Source organism: Frateuria aurantia DSM 6220 (genome assembly GCF_000242255.2).
In the GTDB taxonomy this organism is placed as follows: Bacteria; Pseudomonadota; Gammaproteobacteria; order Xanthomonadales; family Rhodanobacteraceae; genus Frateuria; species Frateuria aurantia.
In genome coordinates this window covers 3,458,019-3,475,256 of sequence record NC_017033.1, presented here as the reverse complement: position 1 = coordinate 3,475,256, position 17,238 = coordinate 3,458,019, and the positions used below count along the sequence as shown (strand labels likewise).

At 63.4% G+C, this 17,238-nt stretch carries 14 protein-coding genes; 8 read left to right on the top strand and 6 right to left on the bottom strand.

Features of this window, described 5'->3' with window-relative positions; genetic code table 11:
* Positions 1-36: 36 nt before the first annotated feature.
* Positions 37-186: a hypothetical protein gene (locus FRAAU_RS17350; RefSeq protein ID WP_014404516.1), complete on the bottom strand. Its 150-nt coding sequence runs from the start codon at positions 184-186 to the stop codon at positions 37-39.
* A gap of 442 nt (positions 187-628) precedes the next feature.
* Here FRAAU_RS17350 and FRAAU_RS15755 point away from each other — a divergent pair, with 442 nt between their 5' ends.
* The 3 genes from FRAAU_RS15755 (at position 629) to FRAAU_RS15745 (ending at position 4,009) form a co-directional block, all read left to right on the top strand.
* Positions 629-1,495 carry an esterase/lipase family protein gene (locus tag FRAAU_RS15755; protein WP_014404515.1) on the top strand — a complete coding sequence of 289 codons (867 nt, stop codon included), beginning with the start codon at positions 629-631 and terminating at the stop codon, positions 1,493-1,495.
* Positions 1,496-1,931: 436 nt separating this feature from the next.
* Positions 1,932-2,882: an esterase/lipase family protein gene (locus tag FRAAU_RS15750; protein ID WP_014404514.1), complete on the top strand. Its 951-nt coding sequence runs from the start codon at positions 1,932-1,934 to the stop codon at positions 2,880-2,882.
* Positions 2,883-2,974: 92 nt separating this feature from the next.
* Complete coding sequence (locus FRAAU_RS15745; RefSeq protein WP_014404513.1) at positions 2,975-4,009, top strand: lipase secretion chaperone; 1,035 nt, start codon at positions 2,975-2,977, stop codon at positions 4,007-4,009.
* Here FRAAU_RS15745 and FRAAU_RS15740 read toward each other — a convergent pair.
* Genes FRAAU_RS15740 through FRAAU_RS15730 form a run of 3 tightly spaced genes read right to left on the bottom strand, consistent with a single transcriptional unit; the run spans position 4,003 to position 8,366 of the window.
* Positions 4,003-5,559 carry a DHA2 family efflux MFS transporter permease subunit gene (locus FRAAU_RS15740; RefSeq protein ID WP_014404512.1) on the bottom strand — a complete coding sequence of 519 codons (1,557 nt, stop codon included), beginning with the start codon at positions 5,557-5,559 and terminating at the stop codon, positions 4,003-4,005. The two genes, FRAAU_RS15745 and FRAAU_RS15740, sit on opposite strands and share 7 nt — an antisense overlap.
* A gap of 6 nt (positions 5,560-5,565) precedes the next feature.
* Complete coding sequence (locus FRAAU_RS15735; RefSeq protein WP_014404511.1) at positions 5,566-6,921, bottom strand: HlyD/EmrA/EmrK family protein; 1,356 nt, start codon at positions 6,919-6,921, stop codon at positions 5,566-5,568.
* Positions 6,921-8,366, bottom strand: a complete 1,446-nt coding sequence (locus FRAAU_RS15730) for an efflux transporter outer membrane subunit (protein ID WP_169314773.1) — start codon at positions 8,364-8,366, stop codon at positions 6,921-6,923. The genes FRAAU_RS15735 and FRAAU_RS15730 overlap by 1 nt, the downstream gene beginning before the upstream one ends.
* 193 nt (positions 8,367-8,559) lie before the next feature.
* On the opposite strand from FRAAU_RS15730, the gene FRAAU_RS16700 reads away from it, so the two are divergent.
* Positions 8,560-9,258: a TetR/AcrR family transcriptional regulator gene (locus FRAAU_RS16700; RefSeq protein WP_014404509.1), complete on the top strand. Its 699-nt coding sequence runs from the start codon at positions 8,560-8,562 to the stop codon at positions 9,256-9,258.
* Here the strand turns inward: FRAAU_RS16700 and FRAAU_RS15720 are convergent.
* Together FRAAU_RS15720 and nagA are read right to left on the bottom strand one after the other, a co-directional pair.
* A complete protein-coding gene (locus tag FRAAU_RS15720) occupies positions 9,237-11,228 on the bottom strand; it encodes a bifunctional 2',3'-cyclic-nucleotide 2'-phosphodiesterase/3'-nucleotidase (protein WP_014404508.1) in 1,992 nt (663 codons plus the stop codon). The two genes, FRAAU_RS16700 and FRAAU_RS15720, sit on opposite strands and share 22 nt — an antisense overlap.
* Before the next feature lie 100 nt (positions 11,229-11,328).
* Positions 11,329-12,468, bottom strand: coding sequence for an N-acetylglucosamine-6-phosphate deacetylase (gene nagA / locus FRAAU_RS15715; RefSeq protein ID WP_014404507.1), 1,140 nt, complete (start codon positions 12,466-12,468; stop codon positions 11,329-11,331).
* Positions 12,469-12,724: 256 nt separating this feature from the next.
* Between nagA and FRAAU_RS15710 the strand changes: the two genes are divergently transcribed.
* The 4 genes from FRAAU_RS15710 to FRAAU_RS15695 all read left to right on the top strand — a co-directional run bounded on the left by FRAAU_RS15710 (position 12,725) and on the right by FRAAU_RS15695 (position 17,224).
* Positions 12,725-13,885 (top strand): glycerophosphodiester phosphodiesterase, encoded by a 1,161-nt coding sequence (locus tag FRAAU_RS15710; protein WP_156803445.1) that lies wholly within the window; start codon positions 12,725-12,727, stop codon positions 13,883-13,885.
* A gap of 155 nt (positions 13,886-14,040) precedes the next feature.
* Positions 14,041-14,553, top strand: a complete 513-nt coding sequence (locus FRAAU_RS15705) for a Dps family protein (RefSeq protein WP_014404505.1) — start codon at positions 14,041-14,043, stop codon at positions 14,551-14,553.
* A gap of 19 nt (positions 14,554-14,572) precedes the next feature.
* A complete protein-coding gene (locus tag FRAAU_RS15700; protein WP_156803444.1) occupies positions 14,573-14,788 on the top strand; it encodes a hypothetical protein in 216 nt (71 codons plus the stop codon).
* 105 nt (positions 14,789-14,893) lie between these two features.
* Positions 14,894-17,224, top strand: a complete 2,331-nt coding sequence (locus FRAAU_RS15695; RefSeq protein WP_014404504.1) for a TonB-dependent receptor — start codon at positions 14,894-14,896, stop codon at positions 17,222-17,224.
* The last annotated feature ends 14 nt before the right edge of the window (positions 17,225-17,238 follow it).

The following is a 17,238-nucleotide window of genomic DNA, read 5'->3' as shown; positions in this document are numbered from 1 at the left end:
GCCACCTCAGGGAGGGGGGCCGGTGCGTCGATCTTGCTAAACGCGCGCAGCCACCCGCACCCCGGTGGTAATCGAGGTGATCGCGGTAGTGGTGAGCGCAAACAAGCCCGTCGACATCGACATCGACAACGCCTGCCGCAGCGGCAAGGCATCCAACGCATCGATCTGGACGGGAAGGGAAATCATGTTTTCATCATTCCCCAGCTTCGGAGGGATTGTCAAGCCTGTTGACGATCCGGCCCGGCGCGCGACTGATATTTGTTTGACGCTTTCCGGTCAGCGGACGTCTGCACTGCCGCAATCTCTGCGGAACCCTCGGTCGCAGCCACCAGTGGAGCGTGCAGTGACGGTCATGGCAGTGGCGGCCTCGCTTCCGGCGAAGGCGTGGCTCGCCGCAATGCACTGACCCGCCAAGGCCTGAGGACGGCCGCGGACGGACAGGCGATGCGGCGCAACATATTCGTGTTTTCTATAAATGCAGCGTCATGGCGGCGATCCGGCTATATACGGACCGGAGCCCATCCGGAGGGGAAGGACCATGTATCGCGTCTCGATTTCAGCATTTCTGTGGCTGTTGCTTTGTGCGGGATCCGCAATGGGGACAGGAGCAGCAGAGGATCGTCCGTCCATGGACGTCTATACACAGACACGATACCCGGTGGTGCTGGTACACGGCATGCTGGGCTTCGATACCCTGCTGGGGCTGATCCAGTACTGGGGTGACATTCCCGACCAGTTGCGCAGGGGCGGCGCCAGGGTCTATGTGGTCAGGCTCAGCCAGCTTGATTCCGATGCGGTGCGTGGCGAGCAGTTGCTGGATCAGTTGCAGGCGCTGCAGGCGATACATGGCTTTGCACGTTTCAATCTGATCGCGCACAGTCAGGGCGGCACTACTTCACGCTACGTGGCTGAGGCCCGGCCTGATCTGGTCGCTTCGCTGACCACGCTGGGCACGCCCCATGGCGGCAGCCGGGTGGCGGACGGGCTGCTGAAATGGGCGCCGGAGCCATCGCTGCAGGGGGCACTGCTGAAAGGCATGATCGAATTGCTTGGCCAGTTCGAATCCCTGGGCTCCGGAGCCGGCTTCAGTCCGCAGCGGTTTGAGACCACCTTGCAGGGTCTGAGCACGCAGCGGATGCAGGCTTTCAATCTGGATCATCCCTCGGGGGCGCCGCCCATGGCCTGTGGCAGCGTGCCTGAGCTGGCCGGCAACGGGGTGCGCTATTACTCGCTGGGCGGTACCGGAGTGCTGACCCATCCGCTGGATCCGGGCGACTATGTATTGGGCCTTGCTTCGCTGTTCTTCAAGGGCGAACCCGGTGACGGGCTGGTGGGACGCTGCGCCTCGCACTGGGGATGGGTGTTGCGTGATGACTATCCCTGGAACCATCTGGACGAGATCAATCAGCTGTTCGGGTTGCGCGGCCTGTTTTCACCGGACCCTGGCGAGGTCCTGCGGGTCCAGCTGAATCGGCTCAAACTGACCGGACTGTAGCAGGGCGGTCGGGCGCGGTGCCGACTCGAGCGGTCTGTGTCATGCGGATGGTCCGGAATGTGCGCATGGTATCAAAAGTTCATGACCGGGATCGCGCCGCCTGTGATGGATAGTCATGATGTCCTGCTGATGGATGCAAAGATGCATGAGCACCCGCGAGCATCGACAGCGAGTTCGTCAGCCGGTTTCTGGCATGGCGGAACTGGATGTCATTCCGCGACCTCCCTCCGTCAGGTGATGCGGAGTGGAAAAATGCATGGACTTTTTCTTCATCCGTCATGTGCATGGATATCCGTGCCGATATCAAGGTCGTTTGACTTGCTTTGTCGCGAGCCAAACCCATCAGTCGTGATGAATGGCCGGGGGTGGTCATTCCAGTCACGGTGGTCGGTGTCGTCATCGACGCGCATGCGTCACCAGTCCATGGAGGGGGATCATGAACAAGCATCTTGCAAGAATGGTCGTATGGCTGGCACTGCTCTGTCCGGCCATGTCCGCGATGGCCATCACGGCCACCACGACGGACGGATATGCCCGGACCCGTTTTCCCATCGTACTGGTGCCGGGGTCGTTCGGCTTCGACATGCTTCTGGGTTTCATCGACTACTGGAGCGACATACCTCAGCAACTGAGGCAAGGTGGTGCGGAAGTCTATCTGGCCAGGCTCAATCCTCTGGCGGTGAATCCGGCGCGAGGTGAGCAGTTGATCAGCCAGCTGGAGAACCTGCAGGCGGTGTATGGCTACCGTCGCTTCAATCTGTACGCGCACAGCCAGGGCGGTCTGACCGCACGCTATGTGGCGGCCGTGAGACCGGATCTGGTGGCTTCGGTCACGACGCTGAGTGCTCCCAATGGCGGCAGCCTGTTCGCCGACGGCAATACGGTGCTGGCACCCCCTGGTTCCTTGCAAAGAAGAATTCTTGCGGCGATTTCGGACCTGGGGGGCGAACTGATTTCCATCGCCTCGGGGCAGGGCCTGCAGACGGAGGACTGGCTGGCGGTGAATGCCTCGATGACTACGGCGGCGATGACCCGCTTCAATGCGCTCTATCCTGCCGGTGCACCGGGCCGTCCTTGCGGCGGTGGTCCCGAGGTGGGGGCCAATGGCGTACGTTACTATTCATTGGGGGGAACCGCGGTGCTGACCAATCCACTGGACCCGTCGGATGATGGTATGGTGCTGACCAGCCTGTTTTTCGGGTCGGTGCGCAATGATGGCCTGGTGGGGAAGTGCGCCAGTCATTGGGGCGAGGTATTGCGTGATGACTATCCCTGGAACCACCTGGATGCGGTCAACCAGATCTTTGGCCTGCGGGCCCTGTTCTCGCCGGATCCGGGTGAAGTGTACCGGGCCCAGGCCAATCGTCTGAAGCAGTCCGGCTTGTAGACAATGGTCGTGGGCAGGCCTTGCCGAAGCCGGGGGCGGCATGGCAGGTGCCGGAACGAGCCGGTCGGCGAGGACATGCGGAGGATGCCGCGATGAATCGATGGACGTATGGGCTGGGAGGGGGGCTGATCCTTGCCGGCGCGGGCGCAGTGATCGCATGGCGAGTGGCCGCGCCCATGGCCTCGCCACCTCCGATGGCGGCAGGGGATGAAGGGCCGGCGCGACCCGGACCGGCATTCACCGTGGCCGGCACCGCTTCCGGTCGGCGTCGATGGACGGCTGAACGCGAGCGTACCGAAAGCTCGCTGCGGGGCACAAGGGTCGACGGCGAGGTGGTCGTGGGGGTGGATGGGCAGCTCAAGCCCGATATCGGCTTGCGCCATCTGTTCGACTACCATCTGGCCTTGATCGGCGAGGCTTCGCTGGCCGAGATCCGCGCTCTGTTGCAGCAGGAACTGCAACGACGGGGGCTGACGGCTTCCGTGGCAGCGGCTGTCATGGCCGATTTCGATCGCTATGTGCGGCTGCAACAGGCAAGTGCCAGCCTGACTTCAGCCGCGGGCCTCAGCTTGCCGGAACAGCTGCAGAGCTTGCATCGGCTGCGACGGCAGGTGCTGGGAGACAGCCTGGCGCAGGCGTTCTACGGAGGGGATCAGGCACGCGAGGACGCGGAGCTTGCGCAACTGTCGATCGCGGCCGATCCGCTCCTTTCGGTCTCGGAAAAGCGGCAGCAACTGGAGGCATGGCAGGAGCGCGCGCAGGTCACTGACGAGGTTCGTCGGGAGCAGGAATCGGCGGTCACGGCCGAGCGGATGACGGCTGAACTGGATCGGCAGCAGGTGGATCCGGAGACCCGTCATGCCCTCAGGGCACAAGTCTGGGGCGATGCCGCTGCCGATCGTCTGGCGGATCTGGACCAGCGGCGACAGCAATGGAGGCAGCGAGTGGAACTGTATCGTCAGGCCAGCCATTCGATCGAGGCTGACCCGGCCTTGTCGTCCATGCAGCGGCAGGCCGCGCTTCGAGATCTGCAGCAGGCCGGTTTCAGCCCGCAGGAACGCTTGCGGCTGCAGGCCGTGCTGACGTCCGCCGCCGCACCCGATGGCGGCGGACACATCGATCAGTGACCGCCGCCACCGGAGCCACCGGTGAAGGGCGGTCTGGTGAACCAGATGGTAACCATGGCCAGGCCGAACATCAGTCCGAAGCACCAGAACACGTCGTTGGAGGCAAGGGTTGCGGCCTGGGCGTTGACGATCTTGTTCAGTGAGGCATAGGCGGCAGGGCCTTGCAGTCCGGCTTGGCCAAAACCGTTTAGATAGGCCTGGGTCGCCGTGGCGCCATCCTGGGTATGCTGGACCAGCATGGCATGATGGAAGGTGGTGCGATGTTCGTACATGGTGGTGCTGACCGCGGTGGCCACACTGCCGGCCAGGGTGCGCAGGAAGTTGGAAAGGCCGGATGCGCTGGCGATCTCCTCGTCCGGCAGTCCCGAGAGAATGATCTGGTTGACCGGCACGAAGAACAGGGCAATGCCGGCCCCCATCACCAACCGCGGTATCGCCACCTGGGCATAGCCGACACTGGTGTCCTGACTGGCCATCCAGAATGAGCAGGCGGCAAAGATCGCGAAGCCGATCGAGTTGAGCACCCGCAGATCGAAGTGGCGCTGGGTGGCTCCGACCAGGGGCGACATGATGATCGCCAGCAGACCGATGGGTGCTACCGCAAAGCCGGCCCAGGTGGCGTTGTAACCCATCACCTGCTGCAGCCATGTCGGCAGCACCACGGTGCCGCCGAAAAAGGCGAACATACCCACTGAAAGGCACAGCACGCCGATGCCGAAGTTCCTCCGCCCCAGCAGGCGCAGATTCACCACCGGATGCTTGTGCATCAGCTCCCAGGCTACCAGGAAGGTCAGACAGACCAGGGCGACCACGCCCAGCACGATGATCAGCTTCGAGGCGAACCAGTCGTAGTCGTTGCCCTTGTCCAGCATGAACTGAAGGCTGCCGACGCCGACGGCCAGCAGGAACAGGCCGATGCCGTCCAGCGGGATCTTGGCCGTGCGGGTTTCACGCTTGCGCAGCAATATCCAGGTGACGGCCAGGGCGAACAGTCCGATCGGGATATTGATGAAGAAGATCCAGGCCCAGCTGTAGTTGTCGGTGATCCAGCCGCCCATGATCGGTCCGAACACCGGTGCAACGACGACCATCATCGCCCAGAGTGCCAATGCCAGCGGCCGTTTGTCCGGTGGATAGTTGTTCAGCAGGATCGACTGCGACAGGGGCACCATCGGCCCGGAAACCGCACCTTGCAGCAGGCGGAACACGATCAGCATGGTCATGCTGTTGGCCAGGCCGCACAGCACCGAGAACACCACGAACAAGGCCACCGACACGGCGAAGGTCTTCACTTCGCCGAAGCGCCGCGAAATCCAGCCGGTGAGCGGCTGCACAATCGCACTGGCCATCGAATAGGCGCTGATCGCCATCGTTCCCTCGGTGTTGCTGACGCCGAGATTGCCGGCAATGGTCCGCACCGAGACATTGACGATGGAGATGTCCAGCACCTCCATGAAGGTGGCCAGGGCGACCCCTGCAGTCAGGGCGACCAGCGCCCCGCCGGTAAGCGGGGCGCGGGCCACTGGTGCGCCGATAGCGGACTGGGCCATGGCCTGTCAGTTCCCCGTCACCGGGGCCGCATTGGCCTGGATGATGGCATCGGCGGCCTGGTCGGCATGCTGCAGCTCGTGCTGGTACACGTCGGTGCTCAGCAGTGGCTTGGCCCGCGGTACGGTGGCCAGCACCTTGCCCTCGGTATCGTGGGTATCGATGGTGGTATAGGTCGACAGGCCGATCCGTAGCGGATGCTTGGCCAGTTCGTCGGCATCCAGCTCGACGCGCACCGGCAGGCGCTGCACGACCTTGATCCAGTTGCCGGTGGCGTTCTCGGCCGGCAGCAGGGCGAAGGCGGCACCGGTGCCGGCATCCAGACCGGCGACCTTGCCGTGGAAGACCTGGTCACCGTACTGATCGGTGGTGATCTTCACCGGCTGGCCGATGCGGATGTTTTTCAGCTGGGTTTCCTTGAAGTTGGCATCGATCCACAGATCGCGCAGCGGTACCACGGTCAGCAGGGTCTGGCCGGCCTGAACCCGCTGACCCACCTGGACCTGGCGACGGGCGGCATAGCCGTCGATCGGCGAGATGATGGCATCATTGAAGTGATTGACCCAGGCGCTCAGGAACTGGGCGCGGGCCTGGATCACCGAGGGGAAGTCGGTGATCTTGCTGCCGTTGACCTGGGCACGGGCGGCGGCGGCACTGTATTCGGCCTGGGCCAAGGCGGCACGGGCGGCATCGACGGCGCGGCGGCCATTGTCCACGTCTTCGCGCGAAACGGCATGCTCGGCCAGCAGCGGATGGCGGCGCTGGTACTCGCTGAGGCGCTGCTGGTACTCGGCACGACGCTGCGCCACGGCCGCATCGGCCTGGCGGGCCTGTTCGATCTGCTGGCTGGCATTGCGCACGGCCTGGCCCAGCTGGCCTTCGGCATTGAGCAGGCTGATCTTCGCATCGACCGGATCCAGCCGCACCAGTACCTGGCCGGCCACGACGCGGTCGGTGTCTTCGACCCCCACTTCGACGACCGTGCCGTTGGTGCGCGAGGAGATTGTTACCATGTCGCCATTCACATAGGCGTCGTCGGTGGTCTCGTGCACGCTCAGCACGAAGAGGTAATACAGGTACCAGGCCAGACCGGCCAGAATAAAGATCAGGGCAATGACCAGCAGCACGCCGCGCTTTTTGCCCTTGCCTTTTTCAGTGGGTTCGGGGGTCTTGGCTTCGGGGCCGGCGCTGACCGGCTCCGCATCCTTGGCCGCCGGGGAACTCGCCGCTTTCGTCGGGGGCTCGGTTTCGCTCGCGTCGGGTGACTGCTGCTGGTACAGATATTTGTACTTGTATTCGTATTTGTACGGGGCGGTCGAGCCTTCGGCCGCTGCGCCCGTCCCGGGATTGTCGCGCTCGTTCATCAATGGGCGTCCTGATTCGAATGGGCTGGAAGGGCGGGCAGGGTCGTGGCGTGGTAACCGCCGCCCAAGGCATGGATCAGACCCAGCTGGCTGTCCAGCAGCTGGCCGTGCAATTGCAGCTCGGCGTCCTGCAGCTGCTGGATCTGCAGCTGGTTGTCCAGCAGAGGGCGCTGATTGGCAATGCCCTGATGGAACATGCGATCCAGACGCCGCCCACTGTGGGCAATGGCCTCGATCCGGGCTTGCTGCTGAAGCTGTTCGGCCTGCTGCTGCTGCATGCCGAGCACGCGCTGGGCGACATCATGCGCGGCCTGGACCACGGTGTTGTTGTAGTCGGCGACGGCGCTGTCCAGCGCGGCCTGGCTGCCGGCAAACGCGGCTTTGAGGCGTCCGCTTTCAAAGATGGGCAGGGTGATCGAAGGGCCGATGCCGCCGAAGGGACCATGCAGGCGCAGGCCCGAGCCGAAAGATGGATCCGAGCTCAGATAAGCGCCCAGAGCCGACAGGCTGACATCCGGATAAAAGGCGGCGCGGGCCTGATCGATCTGACGCGAGGAGGCTTCGATCTGCCAGCGGGCGGCGGCGATATCCGGGCGTCGAGCGATCAGACCGATGCGGGCATCGGCCGGCAGTCGGGTGTCCGGCTCGGGCAGGGGGCGTGGTTGCAGCCAGTCCAGCTGGGCCGGATCCACGCCCAGAATTGCGGCCAGTGCGACCAGGTCCAGCCGGGCCTGGCCATCGATACCGGCGCTGGCCTGACGCAGCTGGGCCAGCTGGGCGGTGCTGGTATCGATGTCGCGCGGATCGGCGATGCCGGCATTGACCCGCGACTGTGCCAGTTGCAGCAGGTGGGAGGCCAGTTGCTCACTTTGACGTGAGAGTGCCAGCCGACTCTGCTGGGTCTGCCAATCGTAATAACTGCTGGCGATCTGATACTGCAGGGCATTGGCGGTGACAGCCTGTTCGGCTTCGGCGGCACGGGTCAGGCCGACCGCCTGGGCCACGGCGGCCTTCTGCTTGCCCCACAGGTCCAGATCCCAGCGTGCGGTCAGACCGACGATGCCGCCGGCGCTGGTGCTGGCGTTGCTGTAGGAGTCACGCCCCAGGCTGGCCGGCAGGCCGTCGACGCGATTGCGGCCGTAGCCGATGCCGCCACCCATGGCGGCACCGACCGTGGGTCCGAGCTTGGCCCGTTCGCTGTCGACCTGGCGGGCGGCGCTGTGATAGCGCGCCAGCGCCTGATCCAGGGTGGTGGCATGGCCTTGGGCCATCTGCATCAAGCGGTCCAGCTGGGGATCCCGGTACTGTTTCCACCATTGGGCTTGCGGCCACCCGGCTTGACCGGTCGGCAGGCCGGCCAGCGGTACTTGTTCACGCGGGGTGAACGTCGGTGGACGGATGCTGGGCGCACAGGCCGTCAGCAGCAGGCCTGCGAGCAGGGTCACTGCCAAGCCGCCGTGGCGGCGTGCGCGAGCACCCCGACGTGAGTCTTCAGTCAAGCCTGTTTGCATATGCGTCCATGGTGGGTCGGACCCTGCGAGGGTGCAGTGCTGAAGTGTAACCCAAATTACGGTTTTGCCTAGGGGATGCTAGAATGCGGTTCGAGCCACCCGACGAGAGCGCCTGATTCCGGCAGCCATGAGCAGTGATGAACCCTTGAACAGCCCGGATACGACCGAGGAAGGCTGTCCGCCCCGCAGCAGGCGCGGTGAAAGGCGGCGACAGGCGCTGTTGCAGGCGGCCCGCCGATTGTTCACCGGTCAGGGTTACGAAGCGACCTCGCTGCAGCAGATCGTGAAAGAAGGCGGCGGCTCGCTCAGCACGGCCTACCAGCTGTTCGGCAGCAAGGCCGGCATTTTTCGCGCGGTGATCCTGGAGATGGCCATTCATATCCGCGAGCAGGCCTTGTCGCAGAGTCTGCTGGAGCAGCCGCCGGCCGAGGCCTTGCCGCGCATCGCCGAGCAGTTGCTGGCCTTCAGTGTCGATGCCGAGGTGCTGGCGATCCGGCGTCAGCTGATTGCCGAAAGCCATGCCATGCCCGAACTGGCCGCCGAGCTGCATGCCTGGTTCGAGGAACATCTGTATCAGCCGATACAGGCCTATTTCCGCCGATGGAGCCATCGATGCGATTTTGTCGTGGCCGATCCCGAGCAGCTGGCCTCGCTGTTCATGCAGATGTGCTGCAGCTGGCATATGCATCATCTGCTGCTGGGCGTGGGCGACCGGCCGGAGCCGGCCGAACTCGCCCGGGTGGCCAGAGCGGGCGTGGAACTGTGTTTTTCCACCGCCCGTGAACGGGCCGTTGTCGGCCCCGGTCAGGGGGCCAGCTGCAGCTGATAATCAGCCAGGCCGTTGGCCTGCTGTCCGATCTGCTTCACCTTGGGACCCTTGCCTGCATTCTCCAGATCCGCCTGGCCAGGAGCACTGGCAAACAGCACCGGACCGGCGGTCCTTATCGGTACAAAGTGCCATGACGGGGCCGGCAGATCAGCCGTTTTCAGCTGTGGATGGGCGCGCAGCCAGTCAGCGAGGATCTCGCGGTTGCCATCGGGTGCCGAAAACACGATCGCTGCGGCATCCACGCCGGGGATGTGCCCGCCGCCGCTGGCCCGGTAATTGTTGGTGGCCACCACAAAGAACTGCTGCGGATCCACCGGCTGGCCCCGGTAGCGCAGATCGACGATGCGCTGACCCACCGGCTGGCCGAGGTCGATGCGGTAGCTGAGATCACCTTGCAGCTGGTCGAAATTGAAGCCAGGCCAGGCCGGGTTCAGCAGCGGCTGGGGCCCGGTCTTTGCGGGGTCGATGCGGTTGAAGTGCTGGGCGCCGGTTTCCAGCCATTGCTTCAGTGTCGCACCGCTGACCTTGACTGCCGCCAGGGTATTGGGGAAGAAATACAGATCGGCCGCGCTGCGCAGGGTCAGCGGTCCGGCGGCGACATCGGTGAAGTCACCGGGGCCCCCGAAGCCGGTGCGAAAGGCCGCGGCTGCCGACAGAATCGGCAGGCCGGCCAGATCGGGACGCACCCGCGGCAGCGTCTTGCGCAGATAGTCCAGCTGGGCGGCATTGACCACGGCCACCGCGTTGCTCTGGCCCAGATCGGCGAAATAGCTGGTCATCCGGATCCGGCTGGAACCGATGGGGGTATTCACATAGGCCATGGCCCCCTGGTGGACCTTGGCGATCAAGGGTGCGACCCATGGCGCGCCGGCGACGCAATGGCCGGCCTGCGGGCAGATCGGCTCGAGCTTGACCCGGGTCCGGTCACGCTGCACCTGCCAGTGGTCGTTCTGCCATTGCAGTTGCAGCTCGATCACGCCCAGATCCTTGCCGAAGAAATCCGCCATCACCGCCGGCACGCCGGCGACCCGGCCATGGATGTTGTCGACCTGATCGATGCCGGCAAAATGCGGGCCGGGGAACTCGGCATGCTGATGGCCCAGCAGCAGTGCATCAAAGCCCGGCACCTTGGCCAGCGGCAGGGCGCCGTTTTCCATGTCCGGATGGTAGGCCTCGCCATCCAGCCCACCGTGGACCAGACCGATCACCAGATCGGGATGCTGCGCCTTGATCGCCGGCAGATAGCGCTTTGCGGTTTCCACCAGACCCTGGACCTGGACCTTGCCGGTCAGGTTCTTGTGGTCCCACTGCATGATCGGCGGCGGCGTGAAGCCGATGATGGCGACGCGCAGCGGAACGCGGCGCATGCGGCCGTCCGGCTGGCGGACCTGGATCTCGTGGCGCACGATGGTCCACGGCTTGAATACTGGTTGGCCGGTCTGCAGGCTGGTCAGATTGGCCAGCACCAGCGGCATGGTCGGACCATGGCAGTGCTCGACGGGGACACCGCTGACCTGCATCGGGGTGCCGCTGACCTTGGACAGGAAGGGCAGGCCGTAATTGAATTCATGGTTGCCGATGGTGCCGCCGTCGTAGTGCAGACGGTCCATGACCTGATAGATCGCCAGTTCATGCTTGCAGTCCGGCGGCTGGATCAGAGCCTGGTAGTCGGCCAGTACCGTGCCCTGGATGGTGTCGCCGGCATCGAACAGCAAGGTGTTGTGATACTGCCGCCGTGCCTGGGCGATCAGGCTGGCAACCCGCTCCAGCCCGACGCTGGCATCGTCATGCTGCTTGTAGTAATCGTAGCTCAGTACATTGGAATGCAGATCCGTGGTTTCCAGAATCGCGACCTGGGCCGAACTTCCGGCCGGCAGCGCCTCCGTGGCGGCGGATGCCGAAGCGGCGGACAGCAAGGTTGCCAGGCAGGTGGCGGACAGCAGCGAGAGACGGGGAAGCAGGGCCATGACAGAGAAACCGGAAACGGGGCCATGACGCTAGCAGATTCGTGCCGACATGACGATGACAGCGGCCTCGGCCGGACGCCGACAGAGTGCCGGCTTAGGGTCAGGGTTGACCGCCGATCCAGGTTTCCACCACGTGCAGTTCGTCATCGAGCACCGCGAAATCGGCCCGGTAGCCGGCAGCGATCCGGCCGTGGCTGCGGCTCAGGCCCAGCCATCGGGCCGGATACTCGCTGGCCATCCGCGAGGCTTCAGCCAGCGGCAGGCCCAGCCAACGCACCGTATTCCGTACCGCGGAGGCCATGTCCAGGGCCGAGCCAGCCAGGGTGCCATTCTCGTTCTGGCAGATGCCGTCACGGGCGGTGATGGTCTGGCCGTTGAGCTTGAAGCTGGGCTGATCCGAGCCTACGGGCGGCATCGCATCGGTGACCAGCACCATCTTGCCACGCGGCTTGGCGGCGATGGCGACGCGCAGGCTGGCCGGAGCGACATGATGACCGTCCACGATGATGCCGCACCAGCTGTCGGGATCATCCAGAGCCGCGCCGACCACGCCCGGCTCGCGACTGTTGAGCGGTGTCATGGCATTGAACAGGTGGGTGAAGCCGACGATGCCTGCATCCAGCGCGGCGCGGATGGTGGCATGATCCGCGGCGGTATGTCCGGCGGCGAGAATCACGCCGGACCCGGCCAGGTGGGCAATCGCGTCAAGACCGACGCGCTCCGGTGCGAGGGTCAGCATGGTTACGCCACGGTGAGCCTTGGCCAGCAGCGCGTAATCCCTGGCGTCCGGCAGCCGGAACAGTTCGGCATTGTGGATGCCGCGACGCTGGGTCGCCAGGAACGGGCCTTCCAGATGAATCCCGAGGATGCCGGGAACTCCTGCGGCGATGGCTTCGTCCACGGCGGCGATGGCGACTTCCATCGTGGCCTGGGTATCGGTGATCAAGGTCGGCAGCATGGCGGTGGTGCCAAACCGTCGATGGGCCCGGGCGATGCCGCGCAAGGTTTCCGGATCAGGGTTGTCGTTGAACAGCAGGCCACCGCCACCATTGACCTGGACGTCGATAAAGCCCGGCAGCAACAGTCGACCTTGCAGGTCATGGCGGGCCAGGTCCCGGATCTCGGGGGCTTCTTCGTCGAAGATGCCGACGATGCGTTCGCCTTCGATCACGACGGCCAGTCCTTCACGCGGACCGTGATGGCCCATCACTCGACCATGGACCAGGGCTAGACGATGCATTGCAGGGACTCCGTGACGTGGCGCAGAGGCGGCGGGAGACGAGGATTGTATCCTCTCGCCATCGAAAGGCCGTGGATGGCCATGATGATATCCCCACTGGCGGAGACAAAAGCGGTTTCAGCCGGTCCGCCGTCGGCGGGGGACCTCAGCCTGTCTCGGAATCGTCACTTGCCTGGTCCAAGGTGCGAGTCTGGGGCCTGCACGATGCAGGCCATGAGCGGGTCGCGCGCCGAGGAGCTGGCCCATGGAGTTGCGCATGACGAGATCCGGATTCGGCGGCCTGGCACCCTGGTCCCGCCTGGCGCGCCGTACAGGCTGGTATACCGGCTGGCTGCTGGCGGCGGCATGGCCGGTCGGCAGCTTGCTGGCGGATGAGCCGATACCCGTGCATGCCCGTGCGGCCAAGGTGTTGCTGCTGGCCCATCGGGGAGCCAGCGCCCTGCGTCCCGAACACACGCTGGCGGCCTATGCCCTGGCCATTGCCGATGGCGCCGACTATGTCGAGCCTGATCTGGTTTCCACGCGCGACGGTTTTCTGGTGGCCCGCCACGAGAACAATATCACCGAGACCACCGATGTCGCGCGGCATCCCGAGTTTGCCGCGCGACGGACCACCAAGCGGATCGATGGGCAATCGGTCACCGGCTGGTTCACCGAGGACTTCACGCTGGCCGAGCTCAAGACCCTGCGCGCTCGTGAACGCCTGCCGGCACTGCGCGGCACTCGATATGACGGCCAGTTCCAGATTCCGACCTTCGACGAGATCATCGATTTCGTGGCGGCCGAGTCCAGTACCCGTGGCCGGGTGATCGGCATCATCCCCGAGATCAAGCATTCCACCTGGTTCCGTCAGCTGGGTCTGCCCATGGAAGACAAGGTATTGCGGACGTTGCAGGACCATGCCTATACGCGCATCGCACCGATCGAGATCCAGTCCTTCGAGATCGGCAACCTTAAATATCTGCATGCGCGGCTGAGGAATCTGCCCCTGCATGTGCGACTGTTGCAGTTGCTGGGCGAATCCGGCGAACGGCCGGGTGATGTGCTTGCTGCCGGCGGCCATCTGACCTATGCGGAGATGGAGCGGCCGGCCGGCCTGGCCGAGATCGCCCGCTATGCCGATGCCATCGGCCCCGCCACCCGGCAGATCATTCCCTTGCGCGACGATGGCCGGCTGGGCAGGCCGACCTCACTGGTGGCCGATGCCCATCGCGCAGGGCTGGACGTGCATGTCTATACCTTCCGGCCTGAGAATGTCTTTCTTGCACGAAACTTCTGGCAAGGCACATCGCCGCAGGCCCGCTCTCCACAGGGATCGATTGCCGAGATCCGGCGTTATCTGGCCACCGGGATTGACGGTTTCTTCACGGATGATCCAGCCCTGGGGCGTGTCGCACTGGATGAGTACGGACACTGATCGTCTGCTGATCGCGGACTCGGAGCTTGGATTCTGTGAATGGGACCACATTCTCAGTTGTGGCGGCAGCGTATGCTGACCGCACGGTCTGCCCCGCGGCTGCCTCGGCAGCTGCCCGGTCCCTCGCTTTCCTCGTTGCAACAGGAGATGACACCATGACGAAGCATGACGATCTTGCCCAGCGCCGACAGGCTCCGCTGACCACCCCGACCGATCTGGGCGAGGAGGCGCGCGCCGAGCTGGCAGGCGGGCTGCGGATTCTGCTGGCGGATGTATTCGCCCTGTATCTGAAGACCAAGAACTTCCACTGGCATGTCAGTGGCCCTCATTTCCGCGACTACCATCTGCTGCTGGACGAACAGTCCGACGAGCTGTTCGCGATCACCGATCCGATTGCCGAACGGGCCCGCAAACTGGGCGGTACGGCGCTGCGCTCGATCGGCCAGATCGCCAGGCTGCAGCGACTCTCCGACAATGATGCCGACTTTGTCGATGCCAAGGACATGCTGGCTGAATTGCGTCAGGACAACCAGGCGCTGGTGGTATCACTGCGGCAATTGCATGAACTGTGTGACGAGAAGGGCGATGTAGCGACCGCCAGCCTGATCGAAAACTGGATCGACGAGGCCGAGCGGCGCGTGTGGTTTCTGTTCGAATCCACTCGCTGACGGCACGTCGGCTCATTGCATGAAAAAGGGCGCTTCGGCGCCCTTTTTCATGCATATCAATCAAGCTCTCATGAGCTTTCGCATTTTCCTGGTGCCATCAAGACCGATATTTGATAGGTCATGCATAGATGCTTATGAACAAAAGCTGCCATGGACGGATTTTCCAGTGATGAGTCGACGGTTCCTGGCGGGCATGGACGTGCGCCAGAAGATGCTGCTGCGGATCTGGGCTTGATATTGCGCGGGCTGTGCGTCGGATGTCATGTCGCTGTCATCGAAGTTGAATATTGGATGTCTAGATTGGCATCGGATTCCCCGATGCCTTCCGGACTTACGATCTATGTCTTGCAACCGTTTCGGTTCAGCACCCCGTCTGCTCGCGATTTCCTGTGGCCTTGCCCTGACGATGGCGGCTTTGCCTGCTGCTGCCAATGAAGCTGCGCCCGACCCGTCTCCCGTGCCGGTGGCTCACAAGCCCAAGACCACCAATCTGGAGGCGGTGACGGTGGTATCGCGAGGCGAAACCCGCCAGGTGCAGTCGATCAGCAGCGTCGATCTCAAGCAGGCCGTGCCGGGGACCAGTGCGCTGAAAATTCTGGGCGAGCTGCCCGGGGTGCAGTTCCAGTCGTCCGATCCCTTCGGTGCCTACGAGTGGTCGACCCAGATTACCTTGCACGGTTTCGATCAGAGTCGGCTGGGCTTTACGCTGGATGGCATTCCGCTGGGCAATATGAGCTATTCGGTGACCAATGGCATGCAGGTGAGTCGTGCCATCTCTACCGAGAACATCGCCTCGGTAGAGCTGGCCCAGGGGGCGGGTGCCTTGGGCACCGCATCCAACTCCAATCTCGGCGGTACCATCCAGTATTACTCGGCGGATCCCGACGAGAAGGCCGGCGTCCGCTTCAATCAGATGGTCGGTTCCGACTCCGCGGCCCGCAGCTACGTGCGCCTGGATACGGGCGACCACCATGGTTTTTCCATGTATGTGTCCTACACCGGATCGGATACCGACAAGTGGAAAGGTTATGGCGCCCAGAAATATCAGCAGGTCAATCTGAAGGCCTTGTATCAATGGGGCGACGGCAACCGGATCAGTCTGTTTGCAGATGAATCCGATCGCCATGAACACGATTACATGGATCTGTCCAAGACCAGTGCCAAGGCGCTGGGCTACAATTACGATTATCTGCAGCCGAACTGGAAGGCGGCCTTGCAGATGGCCAATGCCTACCACAACACGGGTGCCTATGGCGGCGTGGCCAATGGATATCCCGGTTCGATGTCGGGCCTGCCCGCGGATTACGACTGGCTCGATGCCTCGTATTATTCCGGTGGCGGTATCCGTCGGGACTATCTGACCGGCCTCAATGGCCAGTTCACCCTCAGTGACCATTCCACGCTGGAAGCCACCGTTTACGATCAGACCAGCAAGGGCGAAGGCCAGTGGACCACGCCGTACGTGAGCTCGCCGGCCTCGGGGCTGCCGGTCTCGATGCGGACCACCGATTATGCGCTGGACCGCCTGGGCGGCACCGCCGACTGGAAGTACACCGTCGGCAACAACGACATCGTGGTCGGGCTGTGGCTGGAACAGGCGCAGAACACCACCGAGCGCAACTACTTCAATCTCTACGGACCCTTCAGCAACCTGTTCGATTTCTATTCCCGCGACACCCCGTTCCGGCGTGACTTCCTGCAGAAATACACGATGCAGACCGGGATGGCCTATGCCCAGGACACGCTGCACTTCCTGGATGATCGCCTGACCGTGAATGTAGGCACCAAGGCCTTGTATGCCAACACCAAGGCCCAGTCACTGGTGGCTACCAGCTCCTATGCCCAGGGCCAGATCGCTGCGCACAGCGGCTTTCTGCCCCAGGTCGGTGTCGACTACAAGATCGATCAGCATCAGGACATCTACGCCTCCTACAGCAAGAACATTGATGCCTATGGCATGCTGCCGTTCTCGACTTCGCAGTCGGCCTTTGACAGCAGCAAGTCGACGCTGAAGCCGGAGTCCTCGCAGACCTACGAGCTGGGTTATCGGGTGCAGACCGGGCAGTTCGAGGCTTCGGCCGATCTGTACTACACCCACTTTGCCAATCGACTTCTGGCCACCACGCCATGCTCGGCCATCCAGACGTGCGCATCGGTGCTCAGCAATGTCGGCGGAGTCAAGAGCAAGGGCGCCGACGTGGCCGTGGTCTGGCATCCCAACCGCCATGTCCGCTGGTTGAATTCGGTTTCCTGGAACAACTCCAAGTACCAGAACGACTATCTCAATGGCGGGTTGGTGGAAACCCGTGGAAAGTATGTGGTCGGCATTCCCAGCTGGATGTACTCCTCCACCTTGAACCTCCGCTTCGGCCACTTGAGCTTTGATGTCGACGGAAAATATACCGGTCGTCGCTATATTACCTATACCAATGATTCCTCGGTCGGCGGCTATTGGCTGTTCAATGCCGGCGTCAATTATGATTTCGGCCGCGTGATCCGCGATGTGGAAGATATCAGCGTCGGCTTCAACGTCTACAATCTCGGCAATCAGCGTTATTTCGCCAGTGTCGGCACCAGCGGCTGGGTGGCAAGCGATCCCAATGGCTATTGGCAGACGCTGCAGGTCGGTGCACCGCGACAGTTCTTCTTCAATGTCAATGTGAAGATATGAATCGGCGGTAAAAC

What these genes read in the sequence shown, in the direction of transcription:
- FRAAU_RS15695 (WP_014404504.1), top strand. Translation starts at nt 14,894, where the DNA reads ATGTCTTGCAACCGTTTCGGTTCAGCACCCCGTCTGCTCGCGATTTCC.
- FRAAU_RS15710 (WP_156803445.1), top strand. Translation starts at nt 12,725, where the DNA reads ATGACGAGATCCGGATTCGGCGGCCTGGCACCCTGGTCCCGCCTGGCG.
- nagA (WP_014404507.1), bottom strand. Translation starts at nt 12,468, where the DNA reads ATGCATCGTCTAGCCCTGGTCCATGGTCGAGTGATGGGCCATCACGGT.
- FRAAU_RS15740 (WP_014404512.1), bottom strand. Translation starts at nt 5,559, where the DNA reads ATGGCCCAGTCCGCTATCGGCGCACCAGTGGCCCGCGCCCCGCTTACC.
- FRAAU_RS15750 (WP_014404514.1), top strand. Translation starts at nt 1,932, where the DNA reads ATGAACAAGCATCTTGCAAGAATGGTCGTATGGCTGGCACTGCTCTGT.
- FRAAU_RS15700 (WP_156803444.1), top strand. Translation starts at nt 14,573, where the DNA reads ATGAAAAAGGGCGCTTCGGCGCCCTTTTTCATGCATATCAATCAAGCT.
- FRAAU_RS15735 (WP_014404511.1), bottom strand. Translation starts at nt 6,921, where the DNA reads ATGAACGAGCGCGACAATCCCGGGACGGGCGCAGCGGCCGAAGGCTCG.
- FRAAU_RS15705 (WP_014404505.1), top strand. Translation starts at nt 14,041, where the DNA reads ATGACGAAGCATGACGATCTTGCCCAGCGCCGACAGGCTCCGCTGACC.
- FRAAU_RS15720 (WP_014404508.1), bottom strand. Translation starts at nt 11,228, where the DNA reads ATGGCCCTGCTTCCCCGTCTCTCGCTGCTGTCCGCCACCTGCCTGGCA.
- FRAAU_RS17350 (WP_014404516.1), bottom strand. Translation starts at nt 186, where the DNA reads ATGATTTCCCTTCCCGTCCAGATCGATGCGTTGGATGCCTTGCCGCTG.
- FRAAU_RS16700 (WP_014404509.1), top strand. Translation starts at nt 8,560, where the DNA reads ATGAGCAGTGATGAACCCTTGAACAGCCCGGATACGACCGAGGAAGGC.
- FRAAU_RS15745 (WP_014404513.1), top strand. Translation starts at nt 2,975, where the DNA reads ATGAATCGATGGACGTATGGGCTGGGAGGGGGGCTGATCCTTGCCGGC.
- FRAAU_RS15755 (WP_014404515.1), top strand. Translation starts at nt 629, where the DNA reads ATGGACGTCTATACACAGACACGATACCCGGTGGTGCTGGTACACGGC.